The sequence below is a fragment of the Spirosoma aureum genome, assembly GCF_011604685.1.
Classification (GTDB): Bacteria; Bacteroidota; Bacteroidia; order Cytophagales; family Spirosomataceae; genus Spirosoma; species Spirosoma aureum.
In genome coordinates this window covers 4,720,816-4,738,405 of the sequence record NZ_CP050063.1, presented here as the reverse complement: position 1 = coordinate 4,738,405, position 17,590 = coordinate 4,720,816, and the positions used below count along the sequence as shown (strand labels likewise).

Genomic DNA, 17,590 nt, shown 5'->3' with positions numbered 1-17,590 from the left:
ATGAAAACCAATACCGAAACCGTTCAGGCCATCTACGAAGCGTTTGGCCGGGGCGACTTACCTGCGCTCCTTGACTACCTGGCCGACGATGTGAACTTGGAAATCTGGGCCGACAACTCTGCTCAAAAACACAATGTACCCTGGATGGAACCCCATACGGGCAAAGCAGGTGCAACGGAGTTTTTCGGCATTTTAGCTCAGTTAAACATCATCGATTTTCAGGTACTGTCGATTATGGGTGGTGGCAATCAGGTAGCAGCCGAGTTTGTGATCGAAGCGGCCCCATCCGCTCTTAGCAAAGGGTATCGCGACGAAGAAATACACCTCTGGACCTTCAATGACGAAGGCAAAGTAACTCGTCTGCGCCACTACACCGATACGTTCAAGCACATTCTGGCAGCACAGATATAATCGAAACGTAGTACGACAACTTAATAATCAATAACCTCAATCAAAATCAATGAAAAAACTGATTTCTGTTGCCCTGCTGGCGGGAGTGCTGACTGGGAATACTATGGCCCAAACCATGGAGATGAACAAAAAAACTGCCCGTGAGGCTTATGAAGCACTCATAAAAGAACGATCGGTCAACGAGTAACGCCCTTGAACGAATCAGGCATGTCCACTAATCAGATTCTCGAAAAATCTGCCCCAGGTATCAACGCCTACCACTTCATCACTCACTGGCATGTAGCGGCTTTGCCCGAAGAGGTTTACCGGACTCTTGAAGATGTAGATGTACTGGCTCGCTGGTGGCCTTCGGTTTATCTCGATGTTAAGGTTCTGGAAAAAGGGCAACCCGGCGGTGTCGGTAAAGTGGTGGAACTTTACACGAAAGGCTGGCTTCCCTACACATTGCGTTGGAAATTCCGGGTAACAAAAACCAGCTTTCCTACGGGTTTCGCGCTCGAAGCCTTTGGCGATTTCGTTGGTCGGGGCACCTGGACGTTTATGGGGGAGGGTTCGGGTACTCACATTACCTACGACTGGCTAATCGAAGCCGAAAAGCCTCTCCTGAAAAAACTGTCATTTTTACTGAAACCTTTTTTTTCCATGAATCACGAATGGGCGATGCGGAAAGGGCTGGAAAGTCTACAACTAGAACTTCGACGCCGAAAGGGCGAAAAAAACGTTCCGCCACCACCAAAGCCTACCTTCCCACACAATCTGTTGAAACGTTCCTAAAACGCCAGGCTTTCAGGAGATTAGTAGTAGAAAAGTCGAAGTAAGGGAAAAGAAATCAGAAAGAAGCACAATTACCTATAAATCAATAATTTACCCAGGAAGACTGTGACAAATAACCAGAGCCATGATAATATTCTACCCGCTCTGTCCGGCCATCGGTATGCTGAATCAGCGAATGTGTTTCGGTCGGTTTTAGTCGCCCAATTGCAGACTGGCTATTTTTTCGGAGGGCTAACCATTGTACGGGCCCATTGGTATTAGTCACCAGATAACTGACCGAAGATCCTATCGATAAAACGGCCAGCCCTTTGGCATCACCATCGATCTGCAATCCTGCTTCAGCCGAAGGCACCGCACGAAATTGCCCCTTCCCGTTGCCCAGCAATACCGTTCCGCGACCAGCATCATACCAGCCCGAATAGGTTTCGGGTGCGTATGAATTACCGATCAGCAACACATCACGCCAGCCATCCGCATTGAAATCGCCGGTTTGCATCCCGAAAACAGGGGAAATCTGGACAGGTATCGGGAGTGGTTGCGCGACAAACCGGCCTCCTCCTTTGTTTTCGATATAGATACTCCTTAGTTCAGTCGCTTCGAGCCGAATAGCTCCCTTTCGTTCATCATCGGTGAACATCTCGACAAATGACTGCTGGGCATATTGCTGAAAACTAACGAATCGTTTACGGGACAGGGGGCTCATCTGATCGTTCATCACATCCCGAATAGCCACTACCTGCTCGGTTCCTTGGAGGTAGTGGGTCAGGATGGGATCTATTTTACCATTCCCGTCAAAATCGTTACCGTAAATGCGTAATGGCTCTGAAGCAGAGACGTTATACCTCGTATTAAGGCCAGTATTACCCGCGAGGTAATCGATGTCGCCGTCGCAATCGAAATCGGCACCAATTATTGAATTCCACTGCCCAGCTGGCAGTGTAGCAGGCTGTTGCTGAAATTTCCCTTTGCCGTTTTTTACTAACGTGATCGGCATAAATTCGCCCGCAAGCAGTAAATCAGGCCAGCTATCATTATCATAGTCAGTCCAGAGTGCTGCGCAAACCATCCCTATCTGCCGCAAGCCGGGAGCCAGTTGATCGGTAACATCGGTAAACCGACCTCCATCATTCCGAAGTAAATAGCTACGGGGTGGAAATGGATACTTTTCTACCTTGACACGCCCTCCACGGAACAAATCCAGATCGCCATCGTGGTCAAAATCGGCGGCTACAATACAAGAGCCCGAAGAAGTCGTTGGTGGTAGCAAACCCTGCGATCGGGTAAATTTGCCCCGACTATCGTTCAGGTATAATCGATCCTGATAAATATGGCTGCTATCGGGTTGCTGACTTCCCCCACTAACGACGTATAAATCCAGATCGCCATCTTGATCGGCGTCAAAAAACAAAGCCCCCATATCGTTGAGGTCATTGGCCCCCTGAATCAAAGGCGTAAACTGCCCGGCTTTTTTCTGTAAATACACCGTTCGCACCTGACCGGGGCCCGCCCCAACAAACACATCGTCAAGGCCATTTCCATCAACATCGGCAACCGCTATGGCAGGCCCATTTTTCCCGTACACCTGCGGGAGCATAGGCGTTCGCTGCCAATCCGACGAGAGTACAGTCTGATGCATAAAAGGGATACCAATCACTGATGCTGGCTGCGTAACAAACAATCCTGTCGAACTGGTATCTCCCTGGGTCGAGGTAGGGCTATTGGCAGGCAAATAGTGAACGGTTTGCGTTTGGTCGGCTTTTAGCTGCCCCAGTGATTGAACGGTTCCGTCCGCCCAATGAATCTCAACCCCAACCGATGTATGCTTCCCGAGACCAAAATGAACAATCGATTCAACGGAGGAGGTATAGCCCCGAACCGGATGTGCCAGTGTGGTCTGTGTTGTTCCATTGGGCAATTTCAGGCGAACTTCAGCCCCCGAACCGTGTCCATCGGCAGGCAATTTCAGTCGCAGAAAGTGGCGGATAATCGGTTTACCGGTTTGATTCGTTTCATTTCGATAGACTCCGGCTGGCTCATCGATGTTATTGAAAACAAGATCCAGATCGCCATCTTTATCCAGATCAACATAGACCGCACCATTCGAGTAATTGAGTTCACCCAACCCCCAATCCAGCGATTTATCCTCAAAGGTCAGGTCACCCCGATTTCGATACACGTAGTTATGAAGCTTTACCTCAGGAAGTTTATACAGAGCCTCCATGGTCTGTTTATGTGTTGCCGCCAGGCCAAAGCTTGAGATCTGCTGGTTGAGATACACCACATAATCCAGATTGGTAATGTCGCGCCGGTAGCCGTTCGAAACAGTAAGGTCTTTCCAACCATCGTTGTCCAGATCAGCCAACAGCGGTGCCCAGCTCCAGTCAGTTCGCGAAACACCCGCCAACTGGCCTATTTCACTAAAGCCCGGTTCCTGATTCAGACCAGATGGCCCCTGATTGAGTTGCAGGGTATTTCGTACATATTCATCCTGATAGCCCTGCTGACGGGCCAGCGTAAAAAAATCCCAGTTGGTTTTAATGAGCATCATTTTTTGCCTCTCATTCGTCTCCGGCATCATGTCAACGACCATCACATCGGGCCGGGAGTCGTTATTGATGTCCTGAATATCGACACCCATACTGTTGTAACTGGTATGTTTGAAATAATCGGCCGCACGATTGGTGAACCCGGTATGATTCCCTTTTTTATCGTGGTTATTGATCCATACGACATCATTCGACAAAAAATCATTGGCGCAGTATACATCCAGCCAGCCGTCCTGATTCAGGTCTGCAATTGTAAGTCCCAGGCCATACCCTTCGGCCTTGATTCCTTCCTGGCTCGACACATCGACAAACTGCGGTAGCGTTGTGGTTTCGTTCTGAAGCTCGCTTTTCTTCGTTGATTTTTGCTCAGTTGGTGATCGGCTTTCATTTCGATATAGCCGATCCGTGCTTAGGCCGGTTCCATCGAGTCGCCGTGGTCGAATACTATTCCGGCCCGTTCGCTCGAAGGCATTGTTCAGAATATAGCAATCCAGATCACCGTCGTGGTCATAATCAAAAAAGGCAGCCTGCGTATTCATCCCGCTGTCTGCCAGACCCACTTGTTCGGCCACTTCCTGAAATGTCGGAACTCCGCCCGGGCTGCATTTCTGGTTGAGAAAAAGCAGGTTTCTTCGAACAGCCTTTGCCGTATCCGGCCCCGCCACACAGACGTAGATATCCAGCCAACCGTCCTGATTCAGATCAACAACTGAAACACCCGTACACCAGATTCGGGTCTGTACACCAGCCTGTTCGGTAATATCCGTAAACTGGAAGGCCGGATTTTCTTTTTTCGAATGTCCTATTTGGTTCAGATACAGACGGCTACTCACCTTATTTCCGGCAAAAAACAGGTCATCCCATCCGTCATTGTTGAAATCACCAACGCCAACGCCTGCCCCATTATACAGGGGGTCGTAGGTATTGGCATTTAGTGTTTCATTTTCGAAAGGCTGGATTTGATTATTGAACGACAGACCCGATTCGTCAGCGCTGATTTTTGTAAATAAAGGAAGACTGTCGGACGCTGACCGACAACCGGCAAACATACTGATCACAGTGAGTAATACCAGAAATAAAGGGCGTTTAACGATCATAGTTGCAAAAGACATCAGCGAGCATTTTTATCCCTATCGCTAAAAATAAACATTATTTTTCACTGAGTAATTATTACTATTCCTATCCATTACTGTAAATTTAGCCGCTTTTAAATCGACGTAAAGTTGGACGCATCATCAGGCTACCTCTACACGACAGATGCTGTGCTTTGGGATAATTTTCTGGAAGGCAGTAAAAGTGCCTATGCTTATCTGTATGCAAAGTATGCGAAGACCCTCTATAACTATGGCTATAAAATTGCGCAGAACCGGGAAGTAACTGAAGATTGCCTGCAGGATCTCTTTCTGACAATTCTGGAGACACGGGAGCGATTGGGCCGAACGGACTCGATCAAATTTTACCTGATGCGGGCCTTACGCCGGGATATTGTCCGTAAGCTGACCAGTGAGCAACGGTTTAATAATGACCTGGACACGCTGGACTTTACGATTGAATTTCATTACGAACCCACCTGGCTCGATGCACAGATTTCGCTGGAACAATCTACCCTTTTGCTGCGCGAACTGAATAGTCTTCCGGCCCGTCAGAAAGAAGCTCTGTTTTTGAAATACTTCGATAATCTCAGTTACGAAGAGATTGCGGGCGTAATGGGCATTGAACAAAGTTCCGTTTATAAAATTGTTTACAAAGCCATTGCATCGCTCCAGAAACGGATGGCCACGCATGTCGTTTTCCTGCTATTGGCACTCATTCGATAGTAACTAGTACTAATTTACGATAAGGAAGAGATAATTTACGAACGTTGGCTCTTTGGTTAGTATTCACGACCTGAGCCATGATGATAAAACCACCCCTGCTCCTATTTATTAGTCTGGTTGCACTCAGTTATTTCGACATTACCTGTGTCGAATGGAAACAGCCGGTACTCATCAACGATCAGCCCGTTTTCACAGATGCGGGGCTGGTATCCCACGCGGGCGAAACAGAAATACGCAAACACGGTAACTACGGTTCAGAATACGGACGTATGCTTCGCCTGTCGAATGGAACCTGGTTGGCTGCCTACACAATTTCCCGCAATAATGGCTACCAGCGCGATCCGAAAGCAGGTCTGGAGCTACAGGTTTCTGAAAGCCGCGACAACGGTCAGACCTGGAAATCAATCAGCATTCTTACCGACCCTGGCCGCGATCTGGACAACGCCCAGCTTTGCCAACTACCTAATGGAGCCGTTCTGCTGGCTTGCCGGTCTGTCCGCTGGCAGGAGTCATACCGACTGCCTGTTTATCAGAGTACGGATCTGGGCAAAACGTGGTCCAAACACAGTACAATAGACGTGGCAGAAGGGAAACCGGGCACACTGGGTAAGCCCGATAAAGGCATTTATGAACCACACATGGCTTTTCTGGCCGATGGCCGTCTATCGGTCATGTATGCGAATGAAAAACACGTTACGGAAACGCCTTCCTACAGCCAGATTATTTCGCAGAAGATTTCGGTCGATCAGGGCGCAAGCTGGGGTCCGGAAATATGGGTAGCTCATGAAACGGGGCACAATGCTTCCCGACCGGGGATGCCGGTATGGACACGGATGACGAATGGTCAGTATATGGTTGTCTACGAAATTTGCGGCCCCGAAAAATGCATGGTCTACTATAAAACCAGCCCCGATGGTGCCCATTGGGCGGAAGGGTTAGGCACGCCCATTCCCGACCAGTTAGGTGGCCCCTACCTGCTTTCAATAACCGATGGCCGATTGGTAGTATCCTCCAACAGCAGTCATATTTCGGTGAGTAATGACTATGGGCAATCCTGGCAGCGCATCGCCGACGCCTGGCCCAAATCATTGTGGAGCAGTCTGTATCAGCCGGGAGCCAATCAGATTATTGTCATGAATTCTGTAGAGCGTTCAATCGGTGGGCATAACGTTCAGATTCGGTCTGGCCTGTTAAGCCGCCAGATCAAGTAAGGTTTACAATTCACCAAATTGAACTCATCCGCCATTAGTTTGTAAAAAAACAGTATGAACGAGGGATAATCTAAAGCCCACTCGTCTTTTCCTACTACAAGTCACCTGTCTCACCCAATGAAATCACCTGATTATAGCCAGTATTCAATGAATGACTTTGTGTTGGACGAGTCGTTTCGACGTTGGGTTTTTCAACCCAATGAACAGACTATGTCGTTCTGGCATTCATTTATGCTCAGGCATCCCGATAAACAGAACGCCATTGATGAAGCAAGCGCGATTTTACTGCATCTGAGGGTGCACTACGACGATTTAACGGATGCCAGCCAGGAACGCATCTGGCAGGTACTGGATACAGCTTTTGACCGTCAGCTAGCCGCTCGGACGGATACTATTGAACGGGATAAACCAATTCTGAGACGACTAATCAGTTATCCATTCAGGCACTGGCAACTGGCAGCCTCACTCACTGGCCTGTTGTTACTGGCTGGCGGTGGGTGGGCTTACCGGCACTACTGGCAGCGGCAGGAAATTCATACCCGTTATGGCGAACTCCTGACAATAACCCTGCCTGATGGGTCAGAAGTCCGGCTCAATGGTAATTCGACCCTGACCTACCCCAATGACTGGACTGATCGCGACGATCGGGAAGTATGGCTTGAAGGCGAAGCATTTTTCAGAGTAACCAAAAAACAGGCACTGTCAGGACGACTGAAATTCATCACCCATACACCCAATCTGGATATTTCTGTACTGGGAACACAGTTTAACGTGAATACCCGTCGGGGCAATACGCTGGTCATGTTATCGGAAGGAAAGGTCCAGTTATCTAACCCGAATGATAAAAAAGCACCTGTCATTCTGATGAAACCCGGCGATCTGGCAACTGTCCAGACGGGTATCGAACAGGTATCGATCACCCCTGCGAAACCTCAGATACATACCGCCTGGACCAAGCATCAGTTTGCCTTTGAGGATACGCCCCTTCGGGAAATTGCCCAGCAGTTAAGCGATACCTGGGGTATCACGCTGGTTTTTGAAGACAATGCACTCGCCGAAAGACGCTTTACTGGAAACTTATCCAGTCAGGATATGGAAACGCTCATTACAACCCTTACTACGGCTTTCAACCTTCAGGCTGATCGCGAAGGCAATCGAATCATCCTCCACAGGCTGTAAATCACCTAAGCTACCCGATTATCTACAAGAACCGCTCGTAATTCCTTAACTCTTGATGGTATGAAAAAAATGTATTTATCGCTTACTCTCTGGATAGCAGGGACGGCTTTCTTCAGCCTTCCACATTCCTCTGCTGCCCAGTTGCTGACCAGGGCACAGACCAAACCTGATCAACCCGCACTGGACACTCGTCCTACGAAGGCACGCGCACTCAAGAAAGTATTGAATGAACTGGAACGACGCTACAAGGTAAGTTTTGCTTATGAAGAACTGTTAATGGCTGGTCGGCTCACCGAAACCGAGCCCGATGGAACAACTTTAGAGCAAAACCTGAGCCAGCTACTGACTGAACAGGGCCTGCGTTACCGGAAAATCAAAGACAACCTGTATGTCATACAGCCTGATGTAAAGCCCGAGCCGGGTATCGCAACACCTCCAGCTATGGCCGACGCAAACCAGCCAGCCACAATCGCTGAAGTTGCTGTTATCCGGCGTTTAACGGGTCGGATTACGGATGAGAATGGAACCGGATTGCCCGGCGCCAACATTGTCGAGAAAGGTACCGCTACTGGAACCTCAACCGATGCCAATGGAGACTTTTCCTTAAATGTTAGTGACGGGGCAAACACACTGATCATTTCAAGTGTCGGTTATGTTGCTCAGGAAGTCGCCATCGGCAACCGGTCGACCATAACCGTTCAACTGGTTGCCGACAACCGCACCCTCGACGAAGTCGTGGTCGTTTCGTATGGTACAGTCAAAAAGTCAAACCTGACCGAAGCCGTAAGCATTGTGAATGTTGCCGACGCCAAGAAGGTGCAGGCGGCTTCAGTCGTTGATCAGATTCAGGGACGGGCTGCTGGGGTAACGGTAGCATCGGCTGGAGGTGCGCCCGGTGCAACGGCCAGCATCAAAATTCGTGGTTCCAGCACGTTTGGGTCGAATCAGGACCCGATATATATCATCGATGGAGTTATTATTGGCAGCGCATCATCCGACTTTAACCCCAATGACATTGAAACGGTTACGATCCTGAAAGATGCAGCGGCTACGGCGCTCTACGGGTCACGGGGTATGAACGGCGCTATTGTCATCACAACCAAGCGTGGCAAAGCGGGCAAAGCCGTTATTGACTACAATGGCTATTATGGCGTACAAAATATTGACCATCGGCTGCCCCTGGCCACTCGCGACCAGTACATCAAAACCTGGACCGCTGCTTATCAGAATGGCAAACTTCCTGTTCCGGATTTTGGCCAGGGAGGGTTTGATACGGATTGGCAAAAAGAACTGATCAAACCCGGAACCATTACCGATCATAACGTCAGCATTTCGGGTGGTGTTGATAACGGGGTCAATAAGTCAAATTACCGGATTTCGGGGGGGTATTTCTCACAGGACGGCACCATTCGGGGCCGAAAAACCGACGGCACGGAGGTGAGTCCGTATTTTAAACGCTACTCGGCCCGGGTCAATGCGGGAACAACCCGTGGAAAACTGACCATTGGCGAATCGGCCTATCTAGCCTATACCAACGAACGTCGGGTCATTGGGCAGCCTTTCGACAACGTTATCCGGATGCCACCTACCATACCCGTTTTTGATCCTACCAACGCCAGTGGCTATGGGTATGGCAATGCCAACAACGCTACGTTTGGTACGAACCCCATCGGTCAGCAAGCCAAAGATGACAACCTCGCCAATAGCTACAAACTGTTGGGTAACGTATATGGAGAATATGCCATACTTCCCTGGCTGTCGTACCGACTGAGTGTTGGGCTGGATTTCAGCAACTACCAGAACAAGTATTTCGCTCGCCCCGGTGCCCTCAGCTACAACAGCCCCAGTGCACCCAACGGCATTCTGGACGACCGGAATGGACGTTTCTTTAACACGCTGATTGAGAATACTCTGAATATCAACAAAACCATTGGCAAGCACCAGGTCAGCGCTCTGCTGGGCTATACACGACAGCGGTTCGATCAGAACGAAATCTACTCCCATACGGAAGGTATTGTTGGTGAGTTTTACCAGCAGGGTGCAGGTACGGCAAGCCCACGGACAGACGGATTCTCCAGTATTTCCGGCCTGATCTCGTATTTAGGTCGGGTAAATTACACGTTTAATGACAAGTACAATATTCAGGCGAACCTGCGCCGGGATGCGTCGTCGAATTTCCCAAAAGACAATCAGGTTGCCTATTTCCCCTCTGTATCAGCGGCATGGAATATCAACAAAGAGACTTTCATGCGGAATATTCCGGCCATTGGCGATCTGCGTCTGCGTGCCAGTTATGGGTCAGTGGGTAACCAGGCCATTGCTCCCTATTCGCTCGATCCAACCATTCAGCCGAACCTGAACTACGTGCTTGGTGGTGGGAATGTTATTGTTCCGGGCGCATCGAATCGCCAGTTGCAGAATTCAAACCTGAAATGGGAAAGCAAAACCACGACGGATGTCGGTATAGACGCTACATTCCTGAACGGCAAGATTCAGTTGCAGGCCGATTACTTTTACTCATTGTCGAAAAATCTGCTGTTACGCGTTCCCCTGCCCATTACGGCTGGCAACCAGGGAGACAATCCGTACGATAACCTCGGGAAAATTGAAAATAAAGGCTTTGAGTTAAGCCTGACCTATCAGGATAAGTCAGGTGATTTCCGGTACAGCATCAATGGTCAGCTTACCAGCATTCACAACAAAGCCCTACAGTTAGTACCCAGCAATGGCAACCAGCCTTTGTATGGCTACGGCAATGTGACACGAACGGAAGTAAACGGCCCCCTGGCTGGCTTTTACGTATTGCGGCAGGCTGGCATCTTCCAGAATCAGGCCGAAATCGATGCAGCGGCCAAACAACCAAATGTAACACCGGGCGATGTGCGTTACGTAGACACCAATGGCGACGGTCAGATCAATAACGACGACCGGCAAATTGTCGGCACCCCGTTTCCCAAATTCGAATACGGGGCTAACATTTCACTGTCGTATAAAAACATCGATTTCACGGTCTTTTTCCAGGGTGTGTCGGGGAATCTGCTGTTTAATCGCAGCCGAAACTGGACGGATCGGTTCGATGATGTCCAGAATGTTCGGTCTGACGTAACATTCTGGACTGGTCCGGGTAGCTCTACCACTACACCAAAACCAATTAAAGGGGATCCGACCCTGAATCCGGCCTTCAATACGGATCGGTGGGTTGAAAGTGGGGCATACGGGCGAATTCGGACCATGCAACTGGCGTATAATTTTCCAACGGCCATGCTAACCAGGCTCAAAATGGGTTCGGCCCGGATTTATGTGAATGCTCAGAATTTGCTGACCATTACCAAGTATTCGGGCTACAATCCAGATGTGATTGGTGATGTGGGCGATGGGAATCCTCAAAATCGGGGAAATTACATCGGTCGTGGTATTGACCAGGGCAACTATCCCGTTTCGCGGGTCATCAGCGCTGGTTTGCAACTGAGTTTCTAAGCCGTACACTGAATCATTCAGACAATCGTATAACACAACTTCACTATGAATACGAAAACACTGGCGCTGACAGCGATGCTTACGGGTGGAATCCTGTTCAGTTGCAGCGAGAGCAAACTGCTCGACCAGGTCAATCCCAACCAGGCATCAACGGCAACCTTCTGGAAAACGTCCGACGATGCCGTCAAGGGCATCAATGCGGCTTATAGCGGCATGCAGGATCGTCGATTTTCGCTCTGGATTCGCTTCCTGACCGATCTTAGCTCCGATGAAGGATACAGTCAAAGCCCCTGGACAGATCTGGGCAATCTGAGTAAGTTCATCGTAACAGACTATAATATTCCGATGAATATCGAATCGTTTCAGGCGGCTTATCAGGGAATTTACCGCTGCAATCAGGTATTGGAGAACGTTCCAGCCATTAAAATGGACGCTACTCTGCAAAAACGAATTCTTGCTGAAGCCAAAGTAATTCGGGCTTATTGGTACTATAACATGGCCAACATCTGGGGTAATGTGCCGCTGGTGTTAGCCTCTCAAACACTGGGAGATCGACCCAAACAGTCAACGCAGGCGGAGGTTTTTGCACAGGTAATTAAGGATTGTCAGGAAGCAACTACCGATTTACCCGAAAGTTATACGGGTCCGGATGTTGGTCGGCTTCACAAGTATAGCGCGGTGGCGTTGATTGGCAAGGCGTATATGCAGCAACGCAAATGGACCGAAGCCGCTGCGTCTCTCAAGCAGATCATTGACCAGACCCCTACCCGTTTTGACCTGGTCGCCGATTTTAAGGACAACTTCACAACACTGCTTGAAAACAACAAAGAGTCGTTGTTCGAGATCCAGTATTACGACGAAAATGAAAGCAAAGTAGGTGGTGCCGTCAACTACGACGTAGCTGGTGGCTCTGAATCCTCCGAACACGCCCAGTTTTTCGGCCTTCGTAATATCAACGGTTTCAGCAAAGGTGGCTGGTGCGATGGGCAGCCTACGAAGTGGCTCCTGAATGAGTTTATGAAAGAAAAAGACAAGGCCGGAAAGGTCGACTACCGGCTCGATTATACCATGTTCTACGGCGGCAGTTCCCTTAAATCACATGGTTTTTCGTATGCCGATCTAACCAAATTAGCGGCTGGCAGCGATTATTTGCCCGAGCGGGATCGTTTCTGGATTAAATACACCAATTATTACCAGGCTACCGACAGCTATTTTTCGGGGATAAACGACCGGGTAATTCGTCTGGCCGATGTTTATTTACTGTATGCAGAAGCACTCAACGAATTGGGTAAACCCGCCGATGGTATTCCATTTGCCAACAAAGTACGGGCTCGGGTAAACATGCTGGCACTGCCCCTGACGATGACCCAGGCTGATTTTCGGATACAGCTTCGCCATGATCGCGTAGTTGAACTGGCTGGTGAAACCCAACGATTCTGGGATTTGAAACGCTACGGTATTCTCGGTCCTGAACTGGCCGGACCTGATGCGGGTAAAAAACCGGCCAATGAATCGGATTTCGATACTGACTTTACCACATTTCAGAAAGGGAAGAGCGAGTTATATCCCTTGCCACTTTATGAAACAGATGCAAACCCTAACCTGAAACAAAATCCGGGTTGGTAATATATTATTCATAGGTTAGTAGTCGTTTAAAGCCGATTACCTCTATGGTGATCGGCTTTTTTAGACCAGTCAACGCATGAAATACTCGGCTTTCTTTTCACTGCTTATCGGGCAAAATGGCAAAAAAAACTGTCTTGAATCAATACTTAATCTGTTCCTAACCTAAATAATTTAGCCGATGTTTCGTAGAAGTACCAACCCAACTTCGAACTGGCTTCCTCAGCCTCGCTCCTACCTTTTTTTCTTGCTGGCATTCGTGAGTGTATCAGGCGTTTGGGCACAGCTGTCCGGCCAGAAATTAGTGGCCGATCAAACCGCTTACTATCCGCGCGTTATACGGCTCCAGACAGATAATCACACGCCCAAACGGCTCCTTGCCAGTTTTGACCGGGGCAATACCGGTTCTTTTTACGAAAGTCTGGACGACGGAGAAACCTGGAGTACCAGCCCGGTTGGAACGGTCACCGAAACCACTCCACCCCGTACCTGCTGTAGCGGATTTTATGAAGTGCCAACGCCATTGAGTTCAACCGAAGCGGGCACACTTTTCTGGGCAACTTCCGTTGGTACCGACCAGAAACCGCGCACAGATTGCTCGATTCGCTTGTATAAAAGCACCGATAAAGCCCGAACATGGTCTTATTTTTCAACAATTGTGAGTGGTAAAGCCGGGCTTTGGGAACCCGAGTTTACGATCGACCAACAAGGGCGTCTCTTGTGTTATTACTCAAGCGAAGAGTATAAAGACCAGGGCTTTAACCAGCTTATTGCGCACAAAACGTCTACTGATGGCGGCCAAACCTGGACCACCGAAGTTACTGACGTAGCCATGACGGGTGGGGTGCTGCGGCCGGGTATGCCGATCATCCGCAGACTAGTTGAACGTAGTTATGTAATGTCCTATGAGTTGTGTGGCGCAGGCTGTGATGCGTATGTGAAATTTTCCAAAGACGGCTACCAATGGGGTTCAGCGTCGGAAAAAGGTACTCGTATCGAATCCACAAATGGGAATCATTTTGCCCACGCTCCTACAATCAGCTGGGCACCAGATGGTTCACAGACGGGCAAACTGCTGGCAATTGGTCAGGTCCTCCACCGAAATAGTGATAACTCCACACCGCCAACCAATGGTAAAGTGTACATGGTCAACAGCAACAGGGGATTAGGCGCCTGGACGGAGATGGTAGCACCCGTTTGGTCGCCCAATCAGGGGACTGATCCCTGTCCGAACTACAGTTCTCAATTGCTTGTTTCGGCAGATGGTAAAAACGTGCTGGAGATCGCTCTGGCCAAAAATACATCCGGACGTTGCCGCCCTTATGTCAATACGATTCCGATCAACAGTCCAGTTACCGAAAACATACTGACGAATACTTCCGATACGCCTGCCCAGACATTCACCAATCCGTTACTCCCAGATGGGGCCGATCCGTGGGTTATTTTTAACGATGGCTATTACTATTACACCAATACGACCGGCCAAAATCTCACCCTTTGGCGCACGAAAGACTTCACAAATTTAGATCAGACGGAGAAAAAGGTGGTTTGGACGCCACCTGCTTCCGGGCCTAATTCACGCGACATTTGGGCTCCCGAACTGCATCGGCTGAACGGGAAATGGTATTTGTATTATACCGCAACGGACAAAGCTAAACCCGGAGACCTAAATCGGTATGTTTTTGTGCTTGAAAACGAGTCAGCGAACCCCTTGGAAGGAAACTGGACAGACAAGGGACGGGTGAACACAAACTACACGGGCCTGGATGGGTCGGTTTTTGAACACAAGGGGAAAGTCTATTTTCTGTATTCCGGTTACGTAGGCCCACAAAGCAACCTGTTCATTGCCGACATGATAAACCCCTGGACCATAAGCACGAAGCAGGTAGAACTTACGCGCCCGACCTATGCATGGGAAAAATACGACGGGCGTGAAATCTGTGAAGGGCCTCAGTTTCTGCGAGGGAAAAACGGCAGGCTTCATATCATTTATTCGGCCAGTGCCTGCTGGGATGACAATTATTCGCTGGGGATGCTGACAAGTAATGACACCAGTGATTTACTCGATCCGGCTTCCTGGAAAAAGTCGGCGACTCCTGTTTTTTCAAAATCAGTCGAAAATCGGGTTTTCGGGCCGGGACATAACTGCTTTACGAAATCACCGAATGGGCAGGAGGACTGGATTATCTACCATGCAAAAGATATGGCCAATGGCGAATGCAAAAACCGAACACCACGCGCTCAGCCGTTCTCCTGGAAACCCGATGGAAGTCCCGATTTCGGTATTCCAGTAGCCAGTGGAAAGGAAGTTTCCAAACCAAACTAGATTTTCAGGATGTTTGCTCTATTCCAGCAGTCGTGCTGTTAGTTCGCGCTTCCCATCGGTAGAGCCATACGGACATCCAGCGCAATAAAGTCGTTGTGCCCAGATAGAAATACATCAGGAAAAGCAGTTTAAAAAAGCCACGCCTGAAGGTATAGGCAATGTTGGCACCGTCTACGTGTTGTATGATGAACCCAAAAATCAGATAAACGCCAGTTATCCAGGCCAATACCACCAGTCCATGCCTGTCCCGAAAAAGGACAAGGTTCAAACAGGTGGTTACCAAAAAGACTGGAACAGCATAATTCCAGTAGGCAGCGTGGAAAACAACCCGCTTGTTCATGCCCGCAAACACAGCGCTCAGTTCGTCGAAATAGTTTTCACTTATGCCATGAATCTGGCCCACGTTGACATGGGCTGGCAGCGCTACATACCCGCGCAGGAATCCATAATTCCAGAAAAGAACCGGAATCAGGCATAGCAAGGAGAACATTGCGGCCCAGCCAACCGCTCTCAACCGGTTACTTTTCCATTCCGTCAGGAGTACGACCACTGATCCAATTGGTACAAAGAAAATCGTTTCACTCCGTGTCCAGCAGGCAAATTCCAGCAATAATCCACTGGTGATCAACATATTCCACCGATTCGATTCAAGATACCGCTGAAGTAAAATAACGCCCGACGCAACAAAAGCAGCATTGGCCCAATCGGTCTGCACCAGAAACGTATACGCAAAAAGTTCGGGCGTACAGGCTAGCATCGTTACCAGTATTCCGGCCAGAATTGGGTGAATGCGTTCTCTCAGTTCGGCATACAGAAACAGGCCGAAGCTGATAACCAGACTAGTAAGCCATAGTTTCCCGAACATAAACAGACCGGAATCCTGAGCCGCCAACCGATAAATAATTTGCTGCATGGCCGTAAATGGCGCATAAAAGGGCTGGTTGCTGAATACAGATACCAACGGCAAATGTTCTGTAAACACAGAGGAGACCAGGGTTCGCTCCCGAACAGCAAACGTTGCGACCAGATCAGGCCCAACAATGGTATCGAATGGGGTGTTCGGAAACCAGGCACATTTCCAGGCACTTATGACCAGTAAATAAGTCCAGAAGCCGAGAAACGGAAGTTCATAGAGTCGGATCGATACCCGTTTCCATTCAAAAATGGCACTTAGATAAGTCCATTGACCACGAAGGAGCCATAATGACCCAAGTGCCAAAACAACCAGAATGCTCAGAATGGGCAAAGGTGCAATTGGCAATTGAGCAAACTGCACCACAAACGGAGTTATTGAACTTACACCCAGACCTACCAGCATTGATAATCCCAGCAGACTCAAGCCATTGGTAAGGACTCTCAGGCGGGTAACGATTCCGAATCCGATCAGAAATTGAGTACAGACAACAACAGCCAGCGGTAAACTCATTTTCGGGAATAATAGTATTGTCGGGCCTGGCTTGGGGTGTACGCGAAAAAACGGGGATCGTATTTCCTGAATTCAGACAAGACCGACAGCCGGTTTTGGGACGAAAGGGCAAATAAGATTACCCGATTATTTTGCACCCAGAGCGTATGTGTTGCCCGCTGTAGTAACGTGTCAGGACCAGTCATTTCCAGCAAATGAACCGCTTTTCCCAGGTGATAATAAAGAACGCTGGGATAAATCCAGACAAAACCATCAGCGGCACCCTGCCGATAGGCGTTTCGAATGAGATAACGTTGGGGCGGAATCAGGAAGTAATCGGTCGGCTTACACTGCTGCTTGATAAGCATCGTGTAGGTATAGGCATTACCATAGGCAGCCCGCTCCCGACTTTGCCGATCTGTTTTCTGACCCAGTTTCTGATGTTGATCGTAAAAATGCTGAATCGGCCCATTCAGCCAGGCGCTGTTTTCAGGTAACAACAAAATAAACAACACCACCAGCCCGCTCGTGATCAGGTAGACAAATTGCTTTACCCAAAACCGACTAAAAAACTTTACCACACTTCGCCAACAATCAGTTTATCAATTGCCGAAGCCAGCTTTTGATCTTTCTCCGTCACTGTGTTACCCGCGTCGTGAGTAGAGAGTTTAATCGTCACCTGATTATAGACGTTCGACCACCACGGATGATGATCCATTTTTTCGGCAATGAGCGCCACACGGGTCATGAAGGCAAAGGCTTCCGAAAAGTCGGCGAAGGTGAAATCGCGCGTAAGTTGATTATCCTGTTCCTGCCACATA

At 49.0% G+C, this 17,590-nt stretch carries 13 protein-coding genes; 9 read left to right on the top strand and 4 right to left on the bottom strand.

The annotated features are described in order from the left end of the window. Genes G8759_RS18670 through G8759_RS18660 form a run of 3 tightly spaced genes read left to right on the top strand, consistent with a single transcriptional unit; the run spans position 1 to position 1,185 of the window. On the top strand, positions 1–411 hold the full coding sequence (locus tag G8759_RS18670; RefSeq protein WP_167210665.1) for a nuclear transport factor 2 family protein: 411 nt from the start codon (positions 1–3) through the stop codon (positions 409–411). A 49-nt stretch (positions 412–460) separates the two neighbouring features. Further along, positions 461–598 carry a hypothetical protein gene (locus tag G8759_RS18665; RefSeq protein ID WP_167210662.1) on the top strand — a complete coding sequence of 46 codons (138 nt, stop codon included), beginning with the start codon at positions 461–463 and terminating at the stop codon, positions 596–598. Between the two features lie 20 nt (positions 599–618). After that, entirely contained in the window at positions 619–1,185 is a 567-nt protein-coding gene (locus G8759_RS18660; protein ID WP_167210659.1) for an SRPBCC family protein, read from the top strand. 82 nt (positions 1,186–1,267) lie between these two features. Here G8759_RS18660 and G8759_RS18655 read toward each other — a convergent pair whose 3' ends face one another. Beyond that, positions 1,268–4,828, bottom strand: coding sequence for a VCBS repeat-containing protein (locus G8759_RS18655; RefSeq protein WP_167210656.1), 3,561 nt, complete (start codon positions 4,826–4,828; stop codon positions 1,268–1,270). Between the two features lie 126 nt (positions 4,829–4,954). Between G8759_RS18655 and G8759_RS18650 the strand changes: the two genes are divergently transcribed. From G8759_RS18650 to G8759_RS35700, 6 genes are all read left to right on the top strand, one after another. Continuing rightward, positions 4,955–5,548 carry an RNA polymerase sigma factor gene (locus G8759_RS18650; RefSeq protein ID WP_162384215.1) on the top strand — a complete coding sequence of 198 codons (594 nt, stop codon included), beginning with the start codon at positions 4,955–4,957 and terminating at the stop codon, positions 5,546–5,548. Positions 5,549–5,625: 77 nt separating this feature from the next. Continuing rightward, positions 5,626–6,759, top strand: coding sequence for a sialidase family protein (locus tag G8759_RS18645; protein ID WP_167210653.1), 1,134 nt, complete (start codon positions 5,626–5,628; stop codon positions 6,757–6,759). A gap of 117 nt (positions 6,760–6,876) precedes the next feature. Beyond that, positions 6,877–7,938, top strand: coding sequence for a FecR family protein (locus tag G8759_RS18640; RefSeq protein WP_167210650.1), 1,062 nt, complete (start codon positions 6,877–6,879; stop codon positions 7,936–7,938). Between the two features lie 60 nt (positions 7,939–7,998). Next, positions 7,999–11,415 carry a SusC/RagA family TonB-linked outer membrane protein gene (locus G8759_RS18635; protein WP_167210647.1) on the top strand — a complete coding sequence of 1,139 codons (3,417 nt, stop codon included), beginning with the start codon at positions 7,999–8,001 and terminating at the stop codon, positions 11,413–11,415. Positions 11,416–11,460: 45 nt separating this feature from the next. Continuing rightward, positions 11,461–13,041 carry a RagB/SusD family nutrient uptake outer membrane protein gene (locus tag G8759_RS18630; protein WP_167210644.1) on the top strand — a complete coding sequence of 527 codons (1,581 nt, stop codon included), beginning with the start codon at positions 11,461–11,463 and terminating at the stop codon, positions 13,039–13,041. Positions 13,042–13,219: 178 nt separating this feature from the next. Beyond that, a complete protein-coding gene (locus G8759_RS35700; RefSeq protein WP_197933029.1) occupies positions 13,220–15,364 on the top strand; it encodes a family 43 glycosylhydrolase in 2,145 nt (714 codons plus the stop codon). Positions 15,365–15,368: 4 nt separating this feature from the next. Here the strand turns inward: G8759_RS35700 and G8759_RS18620 are convergent, their stop codons facing one another. From G8759_RS18620 to G8759_RS18610, 3 genes are read right to left on the bottom strand one after another with little or no spacing between them, the layout of a single operon-like run. Beyond that, positions 15,369–16,790: a glycosyltransferase family 39 protein gene (locus G8759_RS18620; RefSeq protein ID WP_167210641.1), complete on the bottom strand. Its 1,422-nt coding sequence runs from the start codon at positions 16,788–16,790 to the stop codon at positions 15,369–15,371. Continuing rightward, the gene (locus G8759_RS18615) at positions 16,787–17,350 is read right to left on the bottom strand and encodes a hypothetical protein (protein WP_167210638.1); all 564 of its coding nucleotides are present in this window, start codon (positions 17,348–17,350) and stop codon (positions 16,787–16,789) included. Before G8759_RS18615 ends, G8759_RS18620 begins: the two co-directional genes overlap by 4 nt. Further along, positions 17,344–17,589: a 4a-hydroxytetrahydrobiopterin dehydratase gene (locus G8759_RS18610; protein ID WP_167210634.1), complete on the bottom strand. Its 246-nt coding sequence runs from the start codon at positions 17,587–17,589 to the stop codon at positions 17,344–17,346. The genes G8759_RS18615 and G8759_RS18610 overlap by 7 nt, the downstream gene beginning before the upstream one ends. Between the last annotated feature and the right edge of the window lies 1 nt (position 17,590).

What these genes read in the sequence shown, in the direction of transcription:
- G8759_RS18670 (WP_167210665.1), top strand. Translation starts at nt 1, where the DNA reads ATGAAAACCAATACCGAAACCGTTCAGGCCATCTACGAAGCGTTTGGC.
- G8759_RS18665 (WP_167210662.1), top strand. Translation starts at nt 461, where the DNA reads ATGAAAAAACTGATTTCTGTTGCCCTGCTGGCGGGAGTGCTGACTGGG.
- G8759_RS18660 (WP_167210659.1), top strand. Translation starts at nt 619, where the DNA reads ATGTCCACTAATCAGATTCTCGAAAAATCTGCCCCAGGTATCAACGCC.
- G8759_RS18655 (WP_167210656.1), bottom strand. Translation starts at nt 4,828, where the DNA reads ATGATCGTTAAACGCCCTTTATTTCTGGTATTACTCACTGTGATCAGT.
- G8759_RS18645 (WP_167210653.1), top strand. Translation starts at nt 5,626, where the DNA reads ATGATGATAAAACCACCCCTGCTCCTATTTATTAGTCTGGTTGCACTC.
- G8759_RS18640 (WP_167210650.1), top strand. Translation starts at nt 6,877, where the DNA reads ATGAAATCACCTGATTATAGCCAGTATTCAATGAATGACTTTGTGTTG.
- G8759_RS18635 (WP_167210647.1), top strand. Translation starts at nt 7,999, where the DNA reads ATGAAAAAAATGTATTTATCGCTTACTCTCTGGATAGCAGGGACGGCT.
- G8759_RS18630 (WP_167210644.1), top strand. Translation starts at nt 11,461, where the DNA reads ATGAATACGAAAACACTGGCGCTGACAGCGATGCTTACGGGTGGAATC.
- G8759_RS35700 (WP_197933029.1), top strand. Translation starts at nt 13,220, where the DNA reads ATGTTTCGTAGAAGTACCAACCCAACTTCGAACTGGCTTCCTCAGCCT.
- G8759_RS18620 (WP_167210641.1), bottom strand. Translation starts at nt 16,790, where the DNA reads ATGAGTTTACCGCTGGCTGTTGTTGTCTGTACTCAATTTCTGATCGGA.
- G8759_RS18610 (WP_167210634.1), bottom strand. Translation starts at nt 17,589, where the DNA reads ATGTGGCAGGAACAGGATAATCAACTTACGCGCGATTTCACCTTCGCC.